Origin of the sequence: Paracoccus gahaiensis (assembly GCF_005048225.1) — a bacterium.
Classification (GTDB): Bacteria; Pseudomonadota; Alphaproteobacteria; order Rhodobacterales; family Rhodobacteraceae; genus Paracoccus; species Paracoccus gahaiensis.
On sequence record NZ_SUNI01000002.1, the window covers coordinates 207,645 to 224,369 of the forward strand.

At 69.3% G+C, this 16,725-nt stretch carries 18 protein-coding genes; 11 read left to right on the top strand and 7 right to left on the bottom strand.

The genetic code is table 11. The features are described 5' to 3' along the window. The first annotated feature begins 26 nt into the window (after positions 1-26). The 3 genes from FA743_RS04060 (at position 27) to FA743_RS04070 (ending at position 2,873) form a co-directional block, all read left to right on the top strand. Positions 27-941 (top strand): LysR family transcriptional regulator, encoded by a 915-nt coding sequence (locus FA743_RS04060; RefSeq protein ID WP_136884595.1) that lies wholly within the window; start codon positions 27-29, stop codon positions 939-941. A gap of 67 nt (positions 942-1,008) precedes the next feature. Then, the gene (locus tag FA743_RS04065; RefSeq protein ID WP_136884596.1) at positions 1,009-1,797 is read left to right on the top strand and encodes an inositol monophosphatase family protein; all 789 of its coding nucleotides are present in this window, start codon (positions 1,009-1,011) and stop codon (positions 1,795-1,797) included. A 122-nt stretch (positions 1,798-1,919) separates the two neighbouring features. Beyond that, on the top strand, positions 1,920-2,873 hold the full coding sequence (locus tag FA743_RS04070) for a DMT family transporter (protein ID WP_136884597.1): 954 nt from the start codon (positions 1,920-1,922) through the stop codon (positions 2,871-2,873). On the opposite strand, the gene FA743_RS04075 is transcribed toward FA743_RS04070, so the two are convergent. Continuing rightward, positions 2,839-4,905 carry a lytic transglycosylase domain-containing protein gene (locus FA743_RS04075; protein ID WP_136884598.1) on the bottom strand — a complete coding sequence of 689 codons (2,067 nt, stop codon included), beginning with the start codon at positions 4,903-4,905 and terminating at the stop codon, positions 2,839-2,841. The genes FA743_RS04070 and FA743_RS04075 overlap by 35 nt on opposite strands. 112 nt (positions 4,906-5,017) lie before the next feature. Here FA743_RS04075 and dapA point away from each other — a divergent pair, with 112 nt between their 5' ends. Then, complete coding sequence (gene dapA, locus FA743_RS04080) at positions 5,018-5,893, top strand: 4-hydroxy-tetrahydrodipicolinate synthase (RefSeq protein WP_136884599.1); 876 nt, start codon at positions 5,018-5,020, stop codon at positions 5,891-5,893. A gap of 97 nt (positions 5,894-5,990) precedes the next feature. On the opposite strand, the gene FA743_RS04085 is transcribed toward dapA, so the two are convergent. Next, positions 5,991-7,190, bottom strand: a complete 1,200-nt coding sequence (locus tag FA743_RS04085) for a UbiH/UbiF family hydroxylase (protein ID WP_136884600.1) — start codon at positions 7,188-7,190, stop codon at positions 5,991-5,993. Between the two features lie 47 nt (positions 7,191-7,237). Beyond that, the gene (locus FA743_RS04090) at positions 7,238-7,930 is read right to left on the bottom strand and encodes a pyrimidine 5'-nucleotidase (RefSeq protein WP_136884601.1); all 693 of its coding nucleotides are present in this window, start codon (positions 7,928-7,930) and stop codon (positions 7,238-7,240) included. A 66-nt stretch (positions 7,931-7,996) separates the two neighbouring features. On the opposite strand from FA743_RS04090, the gene FA743_RS04095 reads away from it, so the two are divergent. The 4 genes from FA743_RS04095 to FA743_RS04110 all read left to right on the top strand — a co-directional run bounded on the left by FA743_RS04095 (position 7,997) and on the right by FA743_RS04110 (position 10,765). Next, entirely contained in the window at positions 7,997-8,620 is a 624-nt protein-coding gene (locus FA743_RS04095) for a GntR family transcriptional regulator (protein ID WP_136884602.1), read from the top strand. Positions 8,621-8,666: 46 nt separating this feature from the next. Continuing rightward, entirely contained in the window at positions 8,667-9,290 is a 624-nt protein-coding gene (locus tag FA743_RS04100) for a DNA-3-methyladenine glycosylase family protein (protein ID WP_136884728.1), read from the top strand. Continuing rightward, positions 9,287-9,943: an alpha/beta hydrolase gene (locus tag FA743_RS04105; protein ID WP_136884603.1), complete on the top strand. Its 657-nt coding sequence runs from the start codon at positions 9,287-9,289 to the stop codon at positions 9,941-9,943. Before FA743_RS04100 ends, FA743_RS04105 begins: the two co-directional genes overlap by 4 nt. 222 nt (positions 9,944-10,165) lie before the next feature. Continuing rightward, positions 10,166-10,765, top strand: coding sequence for an HNH endonuclease (locus tag FA743_RS04110; RefSeq protein ID WP_136884604.1), 600 nt, complete (start codon positions 10,166-10,168; stop codon positions 10,763-10,765). A 24-nt stretch (positions 10,766-10,789) separates the two neighbouring features. Here FA743_RS04110 and FA743_RS20220 read toward each other — a convergent pair whose 3' ends face one another. Continuing rightward, the gene (locus FA743_RS20220) at positions 10,790-10,963 is read right to left on the bottom strand and encodes a hypothetical protein (RefSeq protein WP_169308761.1); all 174 of its coding nucleotides are present in this window, start codon (positions 10,961-10,963) and stop codon (positions 10,790-10,792) included. A gap of 241 nt (positions 10,964-11,204) precedes the next feature. Between FA743_RS20220 and FA743_RS04115 the strand changes: the two genes are divergently transcribed. Together FA743_RS04115 and ilvD are read left to right on the top strand one after the other, a co-directional pair. Next, the gene (locus FA743_RS04115) at positions 11,205-11,519 is read left to right on the top strand and encodes a DMT family transporter (protein WP_136884605.1); all 315 of its coding nucleotides are present in this window, start codon (positions 11,205-11,207) and stop codon (positions 11,517-11,519) included. 179 nt (positions 11,520-11,698) lie between these two features. Then, the gene (ilvD, locus tag FA743_RS04120; RefSeq protein ID WP_136884606.1) at positions 11,699-13,537 is read left to right on the top strand and encodes a dihydroxy-acid dehydratase; all 1,839 of its coding nucleotides are present in this window, start codon (positions 11,699-11,701) and stop codon (positions 13,535-13,537) included. Positions 13,538-13,615: 78 nt separating this feature from the next. On the opposite strand, the gene FA743_RS04125 is transcribed toward ilvD, so the two are convergent. Further along, entirely contained in the window at positions 13,616-14,074 is a 459-nt protein-coding gene (locus FA743_RS04125; RefSeq protein WP_136884607.1) for an Lrp/AsnC family transcriptional regulator, read from the bottom strand. Next, complete coding sequence (locus tag FA743_RS04130; protein WP_136884608.1) at positions 14,071-14,526, bottom strand: Lrp/AsnC family transcriptional regulator; 456 nt, start codon at positions 14,524-14,526, stop codon at positions 14,071-14,073. The genes FA743_RS04125 and FA743_RS04130 overlap by 4 nt, the downstream gene beginning before the upstream one ends. A gap of 127 nt (positions 14,527-14,653) precedes the next feature. On the opposite strand from FA743_RS04130, the gene ilvC reads away from it, so the two are divergent. Then, positions 14,654-15,676, top strand: a complete 1,023-nt coding sequence (gene ilvC / locus FA743_RS04135) for a ketol-acid reductoisomerase (protein WP_136884609.1) — start codon at positions 14,654-14,656, stop codon at positions 15,674-15,676. A 174-nt stretch (positions 15,677-15,850) separates the two neighbouring features. On the opposite strand, the gene yghU is transcribed toward ilvC, so the two are convergent. Continuing rightward, a complete protein-coding gene (gene yghU / locus FA743_RS04140; protein ID WP_211242191.1) occupies positions 15,851-16,714 on the bottom strand; it encodes a glutathione-dependent disulfide-bond oxidoreductase in 864 nt (287 codons plus the stop codon). Positions 16,715-16,725 lie beyond the last annotated feature (11 nt).

The window sequence follows — 16,725 nt, forward strand, 5'->3', positions numbered from 1 at the left end:
CAAGATAAACGTGAAAGCCGCTCATCATGCATCTGGAACTGCGGCATCTGCGCACCGTCCATGCGATCCACGAACAGGGCGGTCTGGCCCGCGCCGCCGAGGCGCTGAACATCACCCAATCCGCCCTGTCCCATCAGGTCAAGGCGCTGGAGGAACAGGCCGGCACCCTGCTGTTCGTGCGCCGCGCCAAGCCCATGAGCCTTTCCGCCGCCGGGATGCGCCTGCTGCGGCTGGCCGAACAGGTGCTGCCGCTGGTCGCCGCCACCGAGGCCGAGTTCAAGGGCGTCGAGGCGGGGCGCATCGGGCGGCTGCACATCGCGATGGAATGCCATGCCTGCTTCGACTGGCTGCTGCCGGTGCTGGACATCTTCCGCCGCAGCTGGCCCGATGTCGACGTGGACATCCGCCAGCGCCTGGCCTTCGGCGCACTGCCCGCGCTTCTGCGCGAAGAGGTCGATCTGGTCATCTCGTCGGACCCCGAGGATCTGGCCGACGTCACCTTCCAGCCGCTTTTCGACTATGCGCCCACGCTGGTCGTGCCTGCGGGCCATCCGCTGATCGCCAAGGGATACGCCGATCCCGCCGATCTGGCGCCCGAGACGCTGATCACCTATCCCATGGACCGCAGCCGGCTGGACGTCTTCAGCCAGTTCCTGACGCCTGCGGGGATCGAGCCCGCCCGCGCCCGCACGGTCGAACTGACGGCGGTGGCGCTGATGCTGGTCGCCTCGGGTCGCGGGGTGGCGGTCATGCCGGACTGGGTGCTGCGGCGCGAGGCGGCCAATCCGGAACTGGCCATGCTGCCCCTGGGCCCGCAGGGCATCCGGCGGCGCCTGTTCGCGGCGGTGCGCACGGCGGATCTGGCGCAGCCCTACATGGCCCATGTCCTGCGCCTGTCGCGAACCGAGCCCCTGCGGATGCTGCGCGGCGCCGTGGCCTGACCCGTTTCGCTTCACATTCCGGCCGGCCTCGCCTAAGAGGCGCCAACCCCAATCTCCGGAGCACCCGATGGCAAGCGCCAATCTGAACGTCATGATCAAGGCCGCCCGCAAGGCCGGGCGCGGCCTCGTCAAGGATTTCCGCGAGGTCGAGAACCTGCAGGTCAGCGTCAAGGGCGCCGGCGATTTCGTCACCCGGGCCGACCGCGAGGCCGAGCGCGCGATCAAGGAAGAGCTGATGAACGCGCGGCCCAGCTATGGCTGGCTGGGCGAGGAGACCGGCGCCGAGCCGGGCGAGGATCCCACCCGCCGCTGGATCGTCGACCCGCTGGACGGGACCACGAACTATCTGCACGGGTTGCCGCATTGGGCCATCAGCATCGCGCTGGAGCACAAGAAGGAGATCGTCGCCGCCGTCATCTTCGACGCCGCCAAGGACGAGATGTTCATCGCCGAGAAGGGCACCGGCGCCTATATGAACGATGCGCGCCTGCGCGTGTCGGGGCGCACCCGGCTGGCCGATTCGGTCTTTGCCACGGGCATTCCCCATGCCGGCACCGGGCCGCTGCCCGCGATGATCCAGGATCTGGCGCAGCTGATGCCGGTCTGCGCGGGCGTGCGGGGCTTCGGCTCGGCGGCGCTGAACCTGGCCTATGTCGCCGGGGGCCGCTTCGACGGCGCGTGGGAGCGCGGTGTCAAGGCCTGGTCCGTGGCGGCGGGCCTCTTGCTGGTGCGCGAGGCCGGCGGCTTCGCCCATGGCATCCGGGAAAACGACGATCCGCTGGAATCGGGCCGGCTTGTGGCCGCCAACCCGACTTTGCTGGAGCCCTTCGCCAAGATCATCCGCGCCCGCGACTAGGCCTGCGGCCCGCGACGGGGCGTCCCGGCCACAGGGGCAGAGTTGCATGACGTGCAACCCTGCCCCCCGCTTGACCTTGCCGGGGGCGGGGCGCAACAGGGACCATCCCCAGAGGCGCGCCCATGTCCGACGACCGATCCCACCCGCCCTACGCCGCCTCTGCCGCCGTCTCGGCGCCGCCGCCGATCCCGCCCCGGACCCCGCCGCCCGTCCGCGACCGCACCCGGCTGGCCATCGCGCTGATGTGCGCGGTCAGCCTGATCTTTGCCTTCCAGGACGTGTTCTCGCGCATTCTGGGGGGCGGCTATCCGCCCGTGCTGATCGTGATGATCCGGTACTGGGTCTTCGCGATCTTCGTGATCGCGCTGGTCGCGCGCCAGCCCGGCGGGCTGAAGCGCGCCATCCGCACCAAGCGCCCGCTGACCCAGATCGCCCGCGGCGTCATCCTGGCGCTGGAGGTCACGCTGATGGTCGAGGCCTTCGTGCAGCTGGGCCTGATCGAGACGCATGCCGTCTTTTCCGTCTATCCGCTGCTGGTCGCGGCCCTGTCCGGCCCGGTCTTGGGCGAATCGGTGGGCTGGCGGCGCTGGACCGCCATCGTCATCGGCTTCACCGGCATCCTGGTGATCCTCAATCCCGGCGGCGGGGTGGTCAGCATGGCGGCGCTGCTGCCCTTCGCGGCCGCGCTGATGTTCGCGCTCTACGGCCTGCTGACGCGGCATGTGTCGCGCGACGATCCGGCGATGGTCAGCTTCTTCTGGACCGGCGTCTCGGGCGCGGTGGCGATGACGCTGATCGGCATCTGGGACTGGCAATGGCTGGCGCCGGTCGACTGGATCTGGATGGCCTGCCTCTGCGCCTGCGGCATGTCCTCGCATTACCTGATGATCCGCAGCTACGAGCTGGCCGAGGCCTCGGCCCTGCAGCCCTTCGCCTATACCCAGCTGGTCTGGGTCAGCTTCCTGGGCGTCTGGCTGTTCGACGAGACCTTGCGCAGCAATGTCGTGATCGGCGCGGCCATCGTGGTGGCGGCCAGCCTGTTCACTCTGTGGCGGCAGCGGAAGACATCGGCATAGGCCAGCCCTCGGGCAGGCGCGGGCCGATGAAGGGCTTGGGGTTGGGCCGGGCCGACAAAGCCAGCGTCAGCCGCGCGGGCGGGGGCGGCACCGCGCCGCCGCCCGACAGGTCCCACCGGGTCACGACCGGCGCGGGCGTGCCATGGATGCGGGCGCGATAGACAGGCAGCGCCTCGGCCACGCGCATGACATAGTTGCGGGTCTCGTCGAAGGGGATCAGCTCGACCCAGTCCACCGGATCGGCGTCGCGGCGCAGGTCGCCGAAATCGCCCAGCCAGCGTGCCGGACGCCCCGGCCCGGCATTGTAGCCCGAGGCGATCAGCGCCACCGAGGGTCCGAAGCGTTCCGTCAGCCCGATCAGATATTGCGATCCGATCCGGGCGTTATAGGCCGCATCATTCGACAGCCGCGCCAGGTCATAAGGGATGCGCAGCTGCCGGGTGACCTGCTCGGCGGTGCCCGGCATGACCTGCATCAGCCCCTGCGCGCCGACCGGGCTGCTGGCGGTGAAGTTGAACTCGGATTCCTGCCGGGCGATGGCCATGACCAGCTCGGGCGGCACACCCAGATCCTCGCGCTCGAGGCCGGTCAGCGGGAAATGCGCGACGGGCCAGATCACCCCCTGGCTGGCCGACTGCTTGGCCAGCCGCAGCCCGTGCCAGGGCGTGCCCGCCTCGTACATCAGGCGCGACATGCGGGCGATGTCCTGGGGCGTCGAGGATTGCGCCAGATGCAGCAGGAAGCGCTGCGCCTCGTCACGACGCCCGCTGGCGATCAGCCACAGGGCGGCGCGGAACTGCCCGTTCTCGCGCAGCGCGCTGCCGCGCCAGTCGGGCAGGCTGTCGATGCCCGGATCGGCCACGGCATAACCGGCGGGCAGGGCGGCGCCGGTCTTCTCCATCGCCAGTTGGCCGTAATAGGTGCCGGGGAAGGCCGCGGCGGCCTGATAGGCGGCCTCTGCGGCGGCGGCGTCGCCAAGCGCCTCATGCGCGCGGCCCTGCCAGTAATGGGCGCGCGATGTGCTGATCGCCGCGCCGACCACGGTTTCCAGATGCCGGAAGTGATCCAGCGCGCGGGCGGGATCATCGGTCTTCAGCGCCGCGAAGCCCGCCAGCCATTCCAGATCGGGATAATGGCGATTGTCGGGGGTCAGGAAATGCGGATGGGCCAGCCGCAGCGCGCGCGGCCAGTCGCCGTTGCGCATCGCCAGCCGCGCGTAATCCACCCGCATCGACGCCCATTGCGCCGGATCGCGCAAGGCCTCCGCACTGGTCGAGGCCGCCAGCATCAGCGCCTGCGCGCCCTCGTGCTGGCGCGCGGCCACCCGCCAGGCGAAGCGGTCCATGGTCAGGCCCGGATCGGCGCGCAGGGGATCGGGCAGGGCCAGGATCAGGTCGTCCACGCCGGCGCGACCGGCCTGCAGCACGATGCGGGCGCGGGGCAGGGGGCGCTGATCCTCGGGCAGGCGGGGCAGCAGGCGTTCGGCATTGGCCCATTCGCCGGCGTCCAACAGGGCCGTCACGCGGGCGGGGATCAGGGCGGTCAGGTCGGGATGGGCGGCCAGCAGCGCGGCCTCGTCCTCGGCGGTCAGGGGCTGGCGGGTGAAGACGGCGGCGCGCATCGCGGCGGCTTCGTTTGCGGGCAGGACCGCGCTCAGCGCCTCCAGCGCCGCGCGGCTTTGGGGCAGGCGGTCCGCGAACCACAGCCGGATGTCGTCGGGATCGGCGCCGGGGCGCAGCTTGGCCTCGCCCCGCGTGATCAGCAGGTCGAGGCCGGGCCAGTCGGGGTTCTCGCGCAGAAAATCGGCATAGTCGGAAAAATCGCCATAGCCCGCGCGCAGGGCATGCCAGCCGACCAGCGCCTCGCCCAAGGGGCCGGCGCGCAGGCCGGCGTCGCGGGCGGTCACCCAGTCCCGCGCCTGCACGGCGGCCAGGGCCAGGGCCATCGCGCCCGGCTCCTCGGCCCGCGCCGGCGGGGCGAAGGGCAGGGCCAGCAGAAGGCCCAAAGCCAGCATGTCACGCAGAAGTCGCATCACCACCCTGTGTCATGGTCAAAGCCCGCCCGTGCAATTCACAACCTTGGCAAGTCCCCCGCCCGGGGATAGGGAGGGCGCCGAACCAGAAAATCCCACCAAGGAGCGTGTCATGTTCAAAGGGTCGCTGCCAGCCCTCGTCACGCCGTTCACTCCGGACGGCGAGCTGGATCTGGACACGCTGAAGGCGCTGGTCGAGTGGCATGTCGAGCAGGGCACGCATGGTCTGGTCCCCGTGGGCACCACTGGCGAAAGCCCGACCCTGACCCATGACGAGCACCGGCTGGTCATCGAGGAGGTCGTGCATGCGGTGAATGGCCGCATCCCAGTCATCGCCGGGGCCGGGTCCAACTCCACCCGCGAGGGCATCGGGCTGCTGCAGCACGCCAAGTCCGTGGGCGCCGATGCGGGGCTGGTCGTCACGCCCTATTACAACAAGCCGACCCAGGCCGGGCTTATCGCGCATTACACCGCGCTGACCGATGCCTGCGACCTGCCGATCATCATCTACAACATCCCCGGGCGCTCGGTCATCGACATGATGCCCGAGACGATGGGCGTGCTGGCGAAGATCCCCTCGATCATCGGGGTCAAGGACGCGACCGGCCGGCTGGAGCGGGTCAGCTGCCAGCGGATGACCTGCGGGCCCGATTTCATCCAGCTGTCGGGCGAGGATGCGACGGCGCTCGGCTTCAACGCCCATGGCGGCGTGGGCTGCATCAGCGTCACCGCGAATGTGGCGCCGAAGCTGTGCGCCCAGTTCCAGGAGGCGACCCTGCGCGGCGATTATGCCACAGCCCTGGCGCTGCAAGATCTTCTGATGCCGCTGCATCTGGCGATCTTCGTCGAGCCGGGGCTGGTCGGCGCGAAATACGCCATGTCGCGCCTGGGGCTGTGCCACGAGCGCGTCCGCCTGCCGCTGACGCCGCTGACCGAGCCGACCCGGCATCTGATCGACGCGGCGCTGGAGCATGCCGGGCTGGTCTGATTTGCGTCCCGCGACGGCGGGGGGCCAGCCCCCCGCACCCCCCGGGATATTTTTGCCAAGATGAAGGGGAGGCGGCGGGGCTGTTGGCCCGGCCGGGTCAGGTCAGGCCCAGGCCGGCGCGCATCACCAGGCGGCGCAGGGGGGCGACGCCATGCAGCCCGCCCAGGGCTGCGGCGCGCAGGTCGCGCAGCGGGCGCAGCTGGACCTGGCTGGCGCGGTTCAGGGCGTCGATGCCCATCAGCCTCGCCTGCGCCTCGGGGCGGCGGGTCCGGTCGTAGCGGGCCAGCGAGGCGGGGCTGCCGGGGTCCTCTCGGCTGAGATCCAGAAGCGCGGACAGATCGGCCAGGCTCATGTTCAACCCCTGCGCGCCGATGGGCGGCAGGACATGGGCGGCCTCGGCGATCAGAGCGGTGCGCGGCCCCGCGAAGCGATGCGCGATCTGGCTGATGATCGGCCATTCAGTCAGGCCCGTGGCCTGGGTCAGGTGCCCTAGCACATCGGCGGAGCGGGCGTTCAGCGCGGCCTCGAAGGCCTCGCGGGGCAGGGCCCTGAGGCGCGCGGTCTCGGCCCCGCTCTCCATCCAGACCACGGCCGAGGACGGCGTGCCGTCGCGGTCGGGCAGGGGCACCAGCGTGAAGGGCCCGCCCGAGCGGTGCACCTCGGTCGAGATGTTGTGATGCGGGCGGTCATGGGTGACGGCGAAGGCCAGCGCCTTCTGGCCATAGCGCAGCGTGCGGGCGCCGATGCCGAGCGCGCGGCGCACCGGGGAGGTGCGCCCGTCGGCGGCGATCAGCAGGCGCGCGCGCAGCCGCTGGCCGTCGGTCAGGGTGACCACCACGCCCTCGGTCCGGGGCAGGACGGCGGCGGTGCCGGTGCCGGGGCGGAAGCGCACATTGGGCATCTGGGCCAGCCGGGCCGAGATCTCGCGCCGCAGCAGCCAGTTGGGCAGGTTCCAGCCAAAGGGCTGGTCGCCGATCTCGGCGGCGTCGAAGTCGCGGATCTGCCGGGGCACGGGCCGGTCGCCGCCCGCATCGACGATGCGCATGATCTGCAGCGCGGTGGCATGGGGGGCCAGCCGTTCCCACATTCCGATGCGCTCCAGAAGCCGGACCGAGGGCATCAGGAAGGCGGTCGAGCGCAAGTCGGCGCCCGCCGCCCCTTCCTCGGTCACCGGGGGGGCGGGATCGACGCAGAGGGTCGAGAATCCCTCGGCCCCAAAGGCCGCCGCGGCGATCAGCCCGGCGATGCCGCCGCCCGAGATGAGGATGTCGATGTCGTCGATGGTCGTGCCGGTCATGGAAGCATCCCCGCTTGCGTGTCGGCCCATCCTGCCCGCCGGGCGCGTCAGGGGGAAGGGGGGACGCTGTCGCAGGCCAGCTCCAGCCCGCGCAGGAAGCCCGTCAGGTCCTGGGTCTGGTGCTGGACATGGGGCCCGGGCGCGCCGGTCAGCGCCTCGGGGCCGTGGCGGCCCGTGCCCACCAGCACCGTGCGCATCCCCAGGCTGTGCGGCACGATCAGGTTGCGGGGATCGTCCTCGAAGAAGGCGGCCTGGCGCGGGTCGATCCGGGCCGCCGTCAGGACGCGGTCGAAGGCCTCGGCCCCGGGCTTGGGGTGAAAGCCGGTCTCCTCGATGCCATAGACCGCCTCGAACAGATCCTCGGGCAGGTGCCGCGCGGCCAGCACGCGCCGGGCATAGGCCGCATCGCCATTGGTGTGGATGATCCGCCGCCCCGGCAGGGCCGCGATGGCCTGCGCCAGATCGGGATCGGGGGTCAGCACCGAGAAGTCGATGTCATGCACGTCGGCCAGATAGTCGGCCGGGTCCATCGCATGCTCGGCCATCAGCCCGGCCAGCGTGGTGCCATGCAGGCGCCAGTACTCGGCCCGCAGGCGGTTGGCATGATCCTGCGGCACGCCCAGGCTGCGCATCATCCAGGCGGTCATCCGCGTCTCGATCTGCGCGAAGAGCTGCGCCTCGGGCGGGTAGAGGGTGTTGTCCAGATCGAAGATCCAGACCCGAACGTTTGAAAAATCCATGCCGCAGGGCATAGCTGGACCGGCGCGCGCTTGCAATTTGCAAGCGCAGGGCCAATCGTCGGGTCCATGAAAGATGCCTATTCCCTGATCCTGACCGCCATCGAGGGCGGCACCTATCGCCCCGGCGACCGTCTGGTCGAATCCGAGCTGGCCGAGCGCTTCGGCGTCAGCCGCACCCCCGTGCGCGAGGCCCTGCAGCGGCTGGAGACGCAGGCCATGCTGGTGCGCGACGGGCGCAGCCTGATCGTGGCCTCGCTGGATCACAACCAGCTGGCCGAGCTGTACACCGTGCGCGCGGAACTGGAGGCGCTGGCCGGGCGCCTGGCTGCCCGCCACGCCACCCCCGAGGAGGTGCGCGTGCTGGCCCAGATGGTCGACGAGGACCGCCGCGCCAAGGGCGACCCCGAGGTCCTGGCGCGCAGCAACAAGCGCTTCCACCGCCAGATCCACCTGGCCTCGCACAACCGCTATCTGGTCCAGCAGCTGGATCTGGTGCATCGGACGATGGCGCTGATGGCGCGGACCTCGCTGGCCGCCGAGGGGCGCGGAGAGACGGCGCTGGCGGAACATGGCCGCATCGTGGACGCGATCGCCGCGGGGGACGGGCAGGCCGCCGACCGCGCGCTGCGCCAGCACATCTCGATGGCCTGGGAGACGCGGCTGAGGCTGGACGCGCGGGCCGGTGGCTGAGGCCCCGACGACCGTGGTGCCGCCGACCCTGGCCCCGCCGTCCGCAATCCGAGTGATCGAGACGCAGGCCGATCTGGACGAGGGCTGCGCCCATCTGGCCGCCATCTGCCCGGTCTGGGCGCGCGTGCTGCCCGACGTGCACCCCCTGCCGCTGCGCCGAAGCGCGGACGGCTTCGCGGCCATGGCCAGCGCCATCGTCGGGCAGCAGATCTCGGTCGCCGCCGCCGGGGCGATCTGGGCGCGGCTGCAGGCGGCGGGCCTGACCGACGAGGCCGCGATGCGCGACGCCTCGGACGAGGATCTGCGCGCGGCGGGCCTCTCGCGGCCCAAGCAGCGCTATCTGCGGGGCATCGCCGGGGCCGGGCTGGACTGGGCGGGCCTGCGCGCGCTGCCCGACGACCGGGCGGTGGCCGCGCTGGTGGCCCTGCCCGGCGTGGGCGTCTGGACCGCCGAGATCTACCTGAAATTCGCCCTCGGTCGCGCCGATGTCTTCGCGGCGGGCGATCTGGCCCTGCAGGAGGCCGCGCGGATCATGTACGACCTGCCCGCCCGCCCCGGCCCTGCCGCGCTGCGGGCGCTGGCCGAACCATGGCAGCCGTGGCGCGCGGTTGCGGCGCGGGGGCTGTGGGCCTATTACCGGCTGGCCAAAGGACGCGAGGGAACGACATGACCGAGACGCTGACATCCGCCCGCAAGGGCCCCGCCAAGGCCTCTTCGGTGGTGGTCTTCCTGCATGGCTACGGGGCGGACGGATCCGACCTGCTGGGTCTGGCCGATCCGCTGGCCCCGCATCTGCCGCAGACGGCCTTCTATGCCCCCGACGCGCCCGAGCCGTCGCGCAACAATCCGATGGGCAACCAGTGGTTCCCGATCCCCTGGCTGGACGGCTCGTCCGAAGAGGATGCCCGCTCCAGCATGGGCCGATCGGTCACGATGCTGAACGCCTTTCTGGACAAGGTGCTGGCCGACGAGGGACTGACGCCTGAGCGCATGGTGCTGGTCGGTTTCTCGCAGGGCACGATGATGGCGCTGCATGTCGCGCCGCGCCGCGCGGAGGCGGTGGCGGGGATCGTCGGCTTCTCGGGGCGCCTGCTGGTGCCCGAAACCCTGGCCGAAGAGGCGCGGGTCAAGCCGCCAGTCCTGCTGATCCACGGCGATCAGGACGAGATGGTCCCCTTCGACGACATGGCGCTGGCGGGCCAGACCCTGCAGGAGGCGGGCTTCACCGTCTATGGCCATGTGATGGAGGGCACCGGCCACGGCATCGCCCCCGACGGGCTGTCCGTGGCGCTGGCCTTCCTGCGCGAGCGCCTGCCCGACTGACAGGCCTTCCCCGGGCCCTCTCGCATTTGCCTCCGCATCGCGCATCCCAGGCAGGCGGCCTGCCGCCGCCTGTCATGCGCACGTCACGCCCGACCGCTATGGGCTGGTTTGTTGATGCGAATAGATGCGGGGGGCTTGCCAGAAACCCGACGCCAGATATAGTCGAGGCAACGGATCTGACGGGCGCCCCGGTCAACCCCTTGGGGCAGACGGGAAGTCGCTATGCTGGACGACCATCACCATACGGATTTCAGAACCCAGTTCGTGCGCGAACCGGCCAGCCTGCGCCATTACCCGGCGCTGGTGCTGAATGCCGATTACCGCCCGCTCAGCTATTATCCCCTGTCGCTCTGGCCCTGGCAGGAGGCGATCAAGGCGGTGTTCCTCGACCGCGTCTCGATCATCGCGGAATACGACCACGAGGTCCGAAGTCAGCGACAGGCCTTCCGAATCCCTTCGGTCGTCGTGCTGAAGGATTATGTCCGACCCCAGAAGCGCGTGGCATTCACGCGCTTCAATCTTTTTCTGCGGGACGAATTCTGCTGCCAGTATTGCGGCGCCAAGGGCGACCTGACCTTCGACCATGTCGTGCCCCGGTCCCGGGGCGGGGTGACCAGCTGGGAAAACGTCGTCGCGGCCTGCTCGCCCTGCAACCTGAAGAAGGCCAATCGCAGCCTGCGCCATTCCGGCATGCATCTGCGCAAGCCCGCCCGCCAGCCCTCGGCCGACGAGATGCACGCGATCGGGCGGCGCTTCCCGCCCAATCACCTGCATGAAAGCTGGATGGATTTTCTCTATTGGGATGCCGAACTCGACAGCTGAGGCGGCGCGCCTGCCGCCGTCAGGTCAACTGTCGTGGTCATGCCCGTTGCGCTGGCCCAGATGCAGCAGCAGCGCCGCGCCAAGCGTCACCACCAGGATCGCCGCAGGAGGCACGCCTGCCGACAGGCCGAACCACAGCGTCAGCCCGGCAGCCAGGATGACGGCAGCGATCAGCATCAGGAAATGGGTCAGCGGCATGGGGCACTCCTCTCCTTGACCCTCAATATGGGCCGGGGCCGGGCAATTGAAAAGCCCACCTGTCGGGGGATGCGCGCTTCCGCGCCACCGGGCCGTCATTTGCGCGGTTTTGACGCAGCACAGGCCGGGCGGGGCCTTGACCGGTGGGGCGGGCGTGACTAGATGCTGTGGTCGAGGACGACCTCCCCCATATCGGGATGCAGCACCGGGACGACCCGAAGACTGGAACGAGGTATCCGTCATGCCCTGGCTTCTTCTTCTCATCGCCGGCCTGCTCGAGATCGTCTGGGCCAGCGCGATGAAATATTCGCAAGGCTTTACCCGCGTCACCCCCACGGCCATCATGCTGGTCGCCATGATCGCTTCCTTCTGGCTCTTGGCCCTGGCGATGCGGCAGCTTCCGTTGGGGACCGCCTACATGGTCTGGACGGGCATCGGCGCGGTGGGCAGCTTCATCGTCGGCGTGGTGTTCCTGGCCGAGCCGGTGACCGCCCTGCGCATGGCCGCCGCCGGGATGATCGTGGCGGGCATCGTGACTATGAAGCTGGCCTCCTGACCCCCGCCCCAGCCCCCGACGCCGCCCCTTGCGTCCCGCGACGGCCGGGGGCGCTCGCGCCCCCCGGACCCCCCGCCGCCCCCCGCTGCGGACAGAAAACAGCCGCAATCGGCCCCCGGTGGTAATTTCCTTCCGCCCCGGGGGATGCTAAAGCCACCTTCAGCCAAAGGAGATCCGCCATGCCCGCCTATCGTTCCCGCACCACCACCCATGGCCGCAACATGGCCGGCGCACGTGGCCTGTGGCGCGCGACCGGGGTGAAGGAGGGCGATTTCGGCAAGCCGATCATCGCCATCGTCAACAGCTTCACCCAGTTCGTGCCCGGCCATGTCCATCTGAAGGACCTGGGCCAGCTGGTCGCCCGCGAGGTCGAGGCGGCGGGCGGCATCGCCAAGGAGTTCAACACCATCGCCGTCGATGACGGCATCGCCATGGGCCATGACGGCATGCTCTATTCGCTGCCCTCGCGCGAGATCATCGCCGATTCGGTCGAATACATGGTCAATGCCCATTGCGCCGACGCGATGGTCTGCATCAGCAATTGCGACAAGATCACGCCGGGCATGCTGATGGCGTCCCTGCGGCTGAACATCCCCACCGTCTTCGTCTCGGGCGGCCCGATGGAGGCCGGCAAGGTCGTCCTGCAGGACGGGCGCGTCAAGGCGCTGGACCTGGTCGATGCCATGGTCGCGGCGGCCGATGATTCGGTCTCCGAGACCGATCTGGCCGCGATCGAGCAGGCGGCCTGCCCGACCTGCGGGTCCTGTTCCGGCATGTTCACCGCCAATTCCATGAACTGCCTGACCGAGGCCCTGGGCCTGTCGCTGCCCGGCAACGGGTCCACGCTGGCCACCCATGCCGACCGCAAGCGGCTGTTCGTCGAGGCGGGCCACCTGATCGTCGATCTGGCCAAGCGCCATTACGAGGGCGACGATTACGGCGTCCTGCCGCGCAACGTCGCCAGCTTCGCGGCCTTCGAGAACGCGATGACGCTGGACATCGCGATGGGCGGCTCGACCAACACGGTCCTGCACCTGCTGGCCGCGGCGCACGAGGCCGAGATCGACTTCACCATGTCCGACATCGACCGCCTGTCGCGCAAGGTCCCGGTCCTGTGCAAGGTCGCCCCCGCCAAGGACGACGTGCATATGGAGGATGTCCACCGCGCCGGCGGGATCATGGCGATCCTGGGCCAGCTGGACCGGGCGGGGCTGCTGGACACCTCGGTGGGCAGCGTCCATTCGGGCACGCTGGCGCAGGCGCTGGACCGGTGGGACGTGTCGCGCACGACCTCGGCCTCGGTCCATGACTTCTACCGCGCCGCGCCGGGCGGCGTGCCCACGCAGACCGCCTTCTCGCAGGCCAACCGCTATGACGACGTGGATCTGGACCGCGAAGGCGGCGTGATCCGGTCGTCCGAGCATGCCTTCTCGCGCGATGGCGGTCTGGCGGTCCTTTATGGCAACCTGGCCGAGGATGGCTGCATCGTGAAGACGGCGGGCGTGGACGATTCGAACCTGACCTTCGAGGGCCCGGCCCATATCTTCGAAAGCCAGGACGATTCGGTCAGCGCCATCCTGACCGGCAAGGTCAAGTCGGGCGAGGTCGTGCTGATCCGCTACGAAGGCCCGCGCGGTGGCCCCGGCATGCAGGAGATGCTGTATCCGACCAGCTACCTGAAATCGAAGGGTCTGGGCAAGGAATGCGCGCTGGTCACCGATGGCCGCTTCTCGGGCGGCTCCTCGGGGCTCTCGATCGGCCATGTCTCGCCCGAGGCGGCCGAGGGCGGCGCGATCGGCCTGGTCGAACAGGGCGACCTGATCCGCATCGACATCCCCAACCGCAAGATCGAGCTGCTGGTCGATGACGCCACCCTGGCCGCGCGGCGCGCCACCCGCGAGGCGGAGGGCTGGAAGCCCGCCAAGCCCCGCAAGCGCAAGATCACCACGGCGCTGCGCGCCTATGCCGCCATGACCACCAGCGCCGCCAAGGGCGCGGTCCGGGTCGTTCCGGACTGATCCCTTCTTCTTTGCCCAAATACCCTCAAGACCGCCGGTCCGATCTGCCCTGCCTGGGAAGGACGGACCGGCAGCCCCTCACCCCAGGGGCCCCGGGCGCCGTTCCTCGGACAGCATGACATTCGCCTCCACCTGCCCCACGCCGGGCAGGGTCATGATCCGCCGCCGCAGGATGCGCTCGAAATCGCTGATGTCGCGGGCGGTGATCCGCAGCCGGTAATCGAACTGCCCCAGCACATGCTGGACCAGCTGCACCTCGGGAATAGCGGTCACGGCGCGCTCGAACTCCTCCAGGCTGGTGCGGCCCTTCGCGGCCAGCCGGATGCCCAGAAACACCGTCACCCCGAACCCCAATGCGGCAGGGTCCAGCACCACCCGCCGCCCCGCGATCACCCCCTGATCCGTCAGCCGCTTGATGCGCCGCCAGGCGGCAGGCTGCCCGATCCCCACCGCCCGGCCCGCATCCGCGGCGCTGCGCGTGGCGTCCCCCGCCAGCACCCGCAGGATGGCCAAATCGGTCGCGTCCAAGCCTGTCACAGCGGCAGCTCCGCACTGTCCTTGATGGTGGCGATCAGCATCAGTGCCTCCAGTTCCGCGATATGCGGCAGGGTCAGGATGCGGTCGCGATAGACCTGCTGCCAATGCGCCATGTCCCGCGCGATGACCGAGGCGCGCCAGTCCACGCTGCCCAGAAAGCTCTGGATCTCGATCACCTCGGGCACCTCGCGCAGGGCGGCCAGGAATTCGTCGAAGGCGCGGGGGTTGGTCTTGTCCAGCGTGAAGCGCAAGCTGACCTCGACCTCCCAGCCCATCGCGCGCCAGTCGATGCGCGCCTGCACGCCCTTCAGCACGCCCGCCTCGCGCAGCCGCTCCAGCCGCCGCCACAGGCTGGCAGGCGTGATCCCGGCCCGCTCGGCCAGCACGGCCATCGGCGCCGCGGGATCGGCCAGAAGCTGGCGCAGAATGCGGCGATCGGTCATATCGGGCATGAATTTCATGAAATCAGCCTATCAGCGCATGATCTTTTCGAAAAGAGGAGGAATTCCTTATGCCCTTGCATGGCAGCGGCGCGACGGACGGGATAAAACGCTGTCAGCACATCGAAAGGACTTCCCCATGCGCGTTTACTATGACCGCGACTGCGACGTGAACCTGATCAAGGACGCCAAGGTGGCCATTCTTGGCTATGGCAGCCAGGGCCATGCCCATGCCCTGAACCTGCGCGACAGCGGCGCCCGGAACGTCGTCGTCGCCCTGCGCGAGGGCAGCCCCTCCGCCAAGAAGGCCGAGGGCGAGGGCCTGAAGGTCATGGGCATCGCCGAGGCTGCCGCCTGGTGCGACGTGATCATGTTCACCATGCCCGACGAACTTCAGGCCGAGACCTACAAGAAATACGTCCATGACAACCTGCGCGACGGCGCGGCCATCGCCTTCGCGCACGGCCTGAACGTGCATTTCGGCCTGATCGAGCCCAAGCCCGGCGTCGACGTGATCATGATGGCCCCCAAGGGCCCCGGCCATACCGTGCGCGGCGAATACACCAAGGGCGGCGGCGTGCCCTGCCTGGTGGCCGTCCACCAGAACGCCTCGGGCAAGGCGATGGAGATCGGCCTGTCCTACTGCTCGGCCATCGGCGGCGGCCGCTCGGGCATCATCGAGACCAATTTCCGCGAGGAATGCGAGACCGACCTCTTCGGCGAGCAGGCGGTCCTCTGCGGCGGCCTGGTCGAACTGATCCGCATGGGCTTCGAGACGCTGGTCGAGGCCGGCTACGAGCCCGAGATGGCCTATTTCGAATGCCTGCACGAGGTCAAGCTGATCGTCGACCTGATCTATGAGGGCGGCATCGCCAACATGAACTACTCGATCAGCAACACCGCCGAGTACGGCGAATACGTCTCGGGCCCGCGCATCCTGCCCTATGACGAGACCAAGGCGCGCATGAAGGCGGTCCTGAAGGACATCCAGACCGGCAAGTTCGTGCGCGACTTCATGCAGGAGAACGCCGTGGGCCAGCCCTCGTTCAAGGCCACCCGCCGCATCAATGACGAGCACCAGATCGAACAGGTCGGCGCGAAGCTCCGCGAGATGATGCCCTGGATCAGCAAGGGCAAGATGGTCGACCGCGCCCGCAACTGATCTGTCGCAAGCCGGGGGTTTCACACCCGTCGCCGAAAGGGCCTCGGACCGGTGGCGCCCCATCCGGCGACCCCCCGTGGGATATTTCGACCAAGATGAAGCGCAGGCTTTCATCTTGGCGCAAATATCCCGGGGGGAGTCCGAAGGACGGGGGGCAGCGCCCCCCTTCCTGCTTCAGCCGTCCAGCTTGTCCTGCGTGCGGGTCTGGAAGTCCCCCGCGTCATGGCGCTCGTGCAATTGCCCGGAGGGCTCGCCCGAGACGTTGTTGACCATGATGCCCCGCTGCACGGCGGGACGCGCGGCGATCTCGGCCTGCCAGCGGTGGACATGCGTGTAGCTTTCCGCGTCGAGGAAGGTTGCCGCCTCGCCATAGGCGCCGCCGGTGATCAGGCGCCCGTACCACGGCCAGATCGCCATGTCGGCGATGGTATAGTCCTCGCCCGCGATGAAGCGCGTCTCGGCCAGGCGCTTGTCCAGCAGGTCCAGCTGGCGCTTGACCTCCATGGTGAAGCGGTCGATCGCATATTCGATCTTGATCGGCGCATAGGCGTAGAAATGCCCGAAGCCGCCGCCCAGATAGGGGCCCGCGCCCATCTGCCAGAAGAGCCAGTTCAAGGTCTCGGTCCGCGCCGCCAGATCGGTGGGCAGGAAGGCGCCGTATTTCTCGGCCAGATACAGCAGGATGGATCCGGATTCGAACACCCTCTGCGGCGGCGATACCGAATGGTCCATCAGCGCGGGGATCTTGGAATTGGGGTTCACGCCCACGAAGCCGCTGCCGAACTGGTCGCCGTCGCCGATCTTGATCAGCCAGGCGTCGTACTCGGCGGCATGACCGGCCTCCAGCAGCTCCTCCAGCAGGATGGTGACCTTCTGCCCGTTGGGGGTCGCCAGCGAATACAGTTGCAGCGGATGGCGGCCCACCGGCAACGCGCGGTCGTATTGCGCGCCGGCGGTCGGCTTGTTGATGCTGGCGAACTGGCCGCCGTTTTCCGTGCCGGGGGTCCAGACCTTCGGCGGGGTATAGTCGTCGCTCATGGCATATCCTG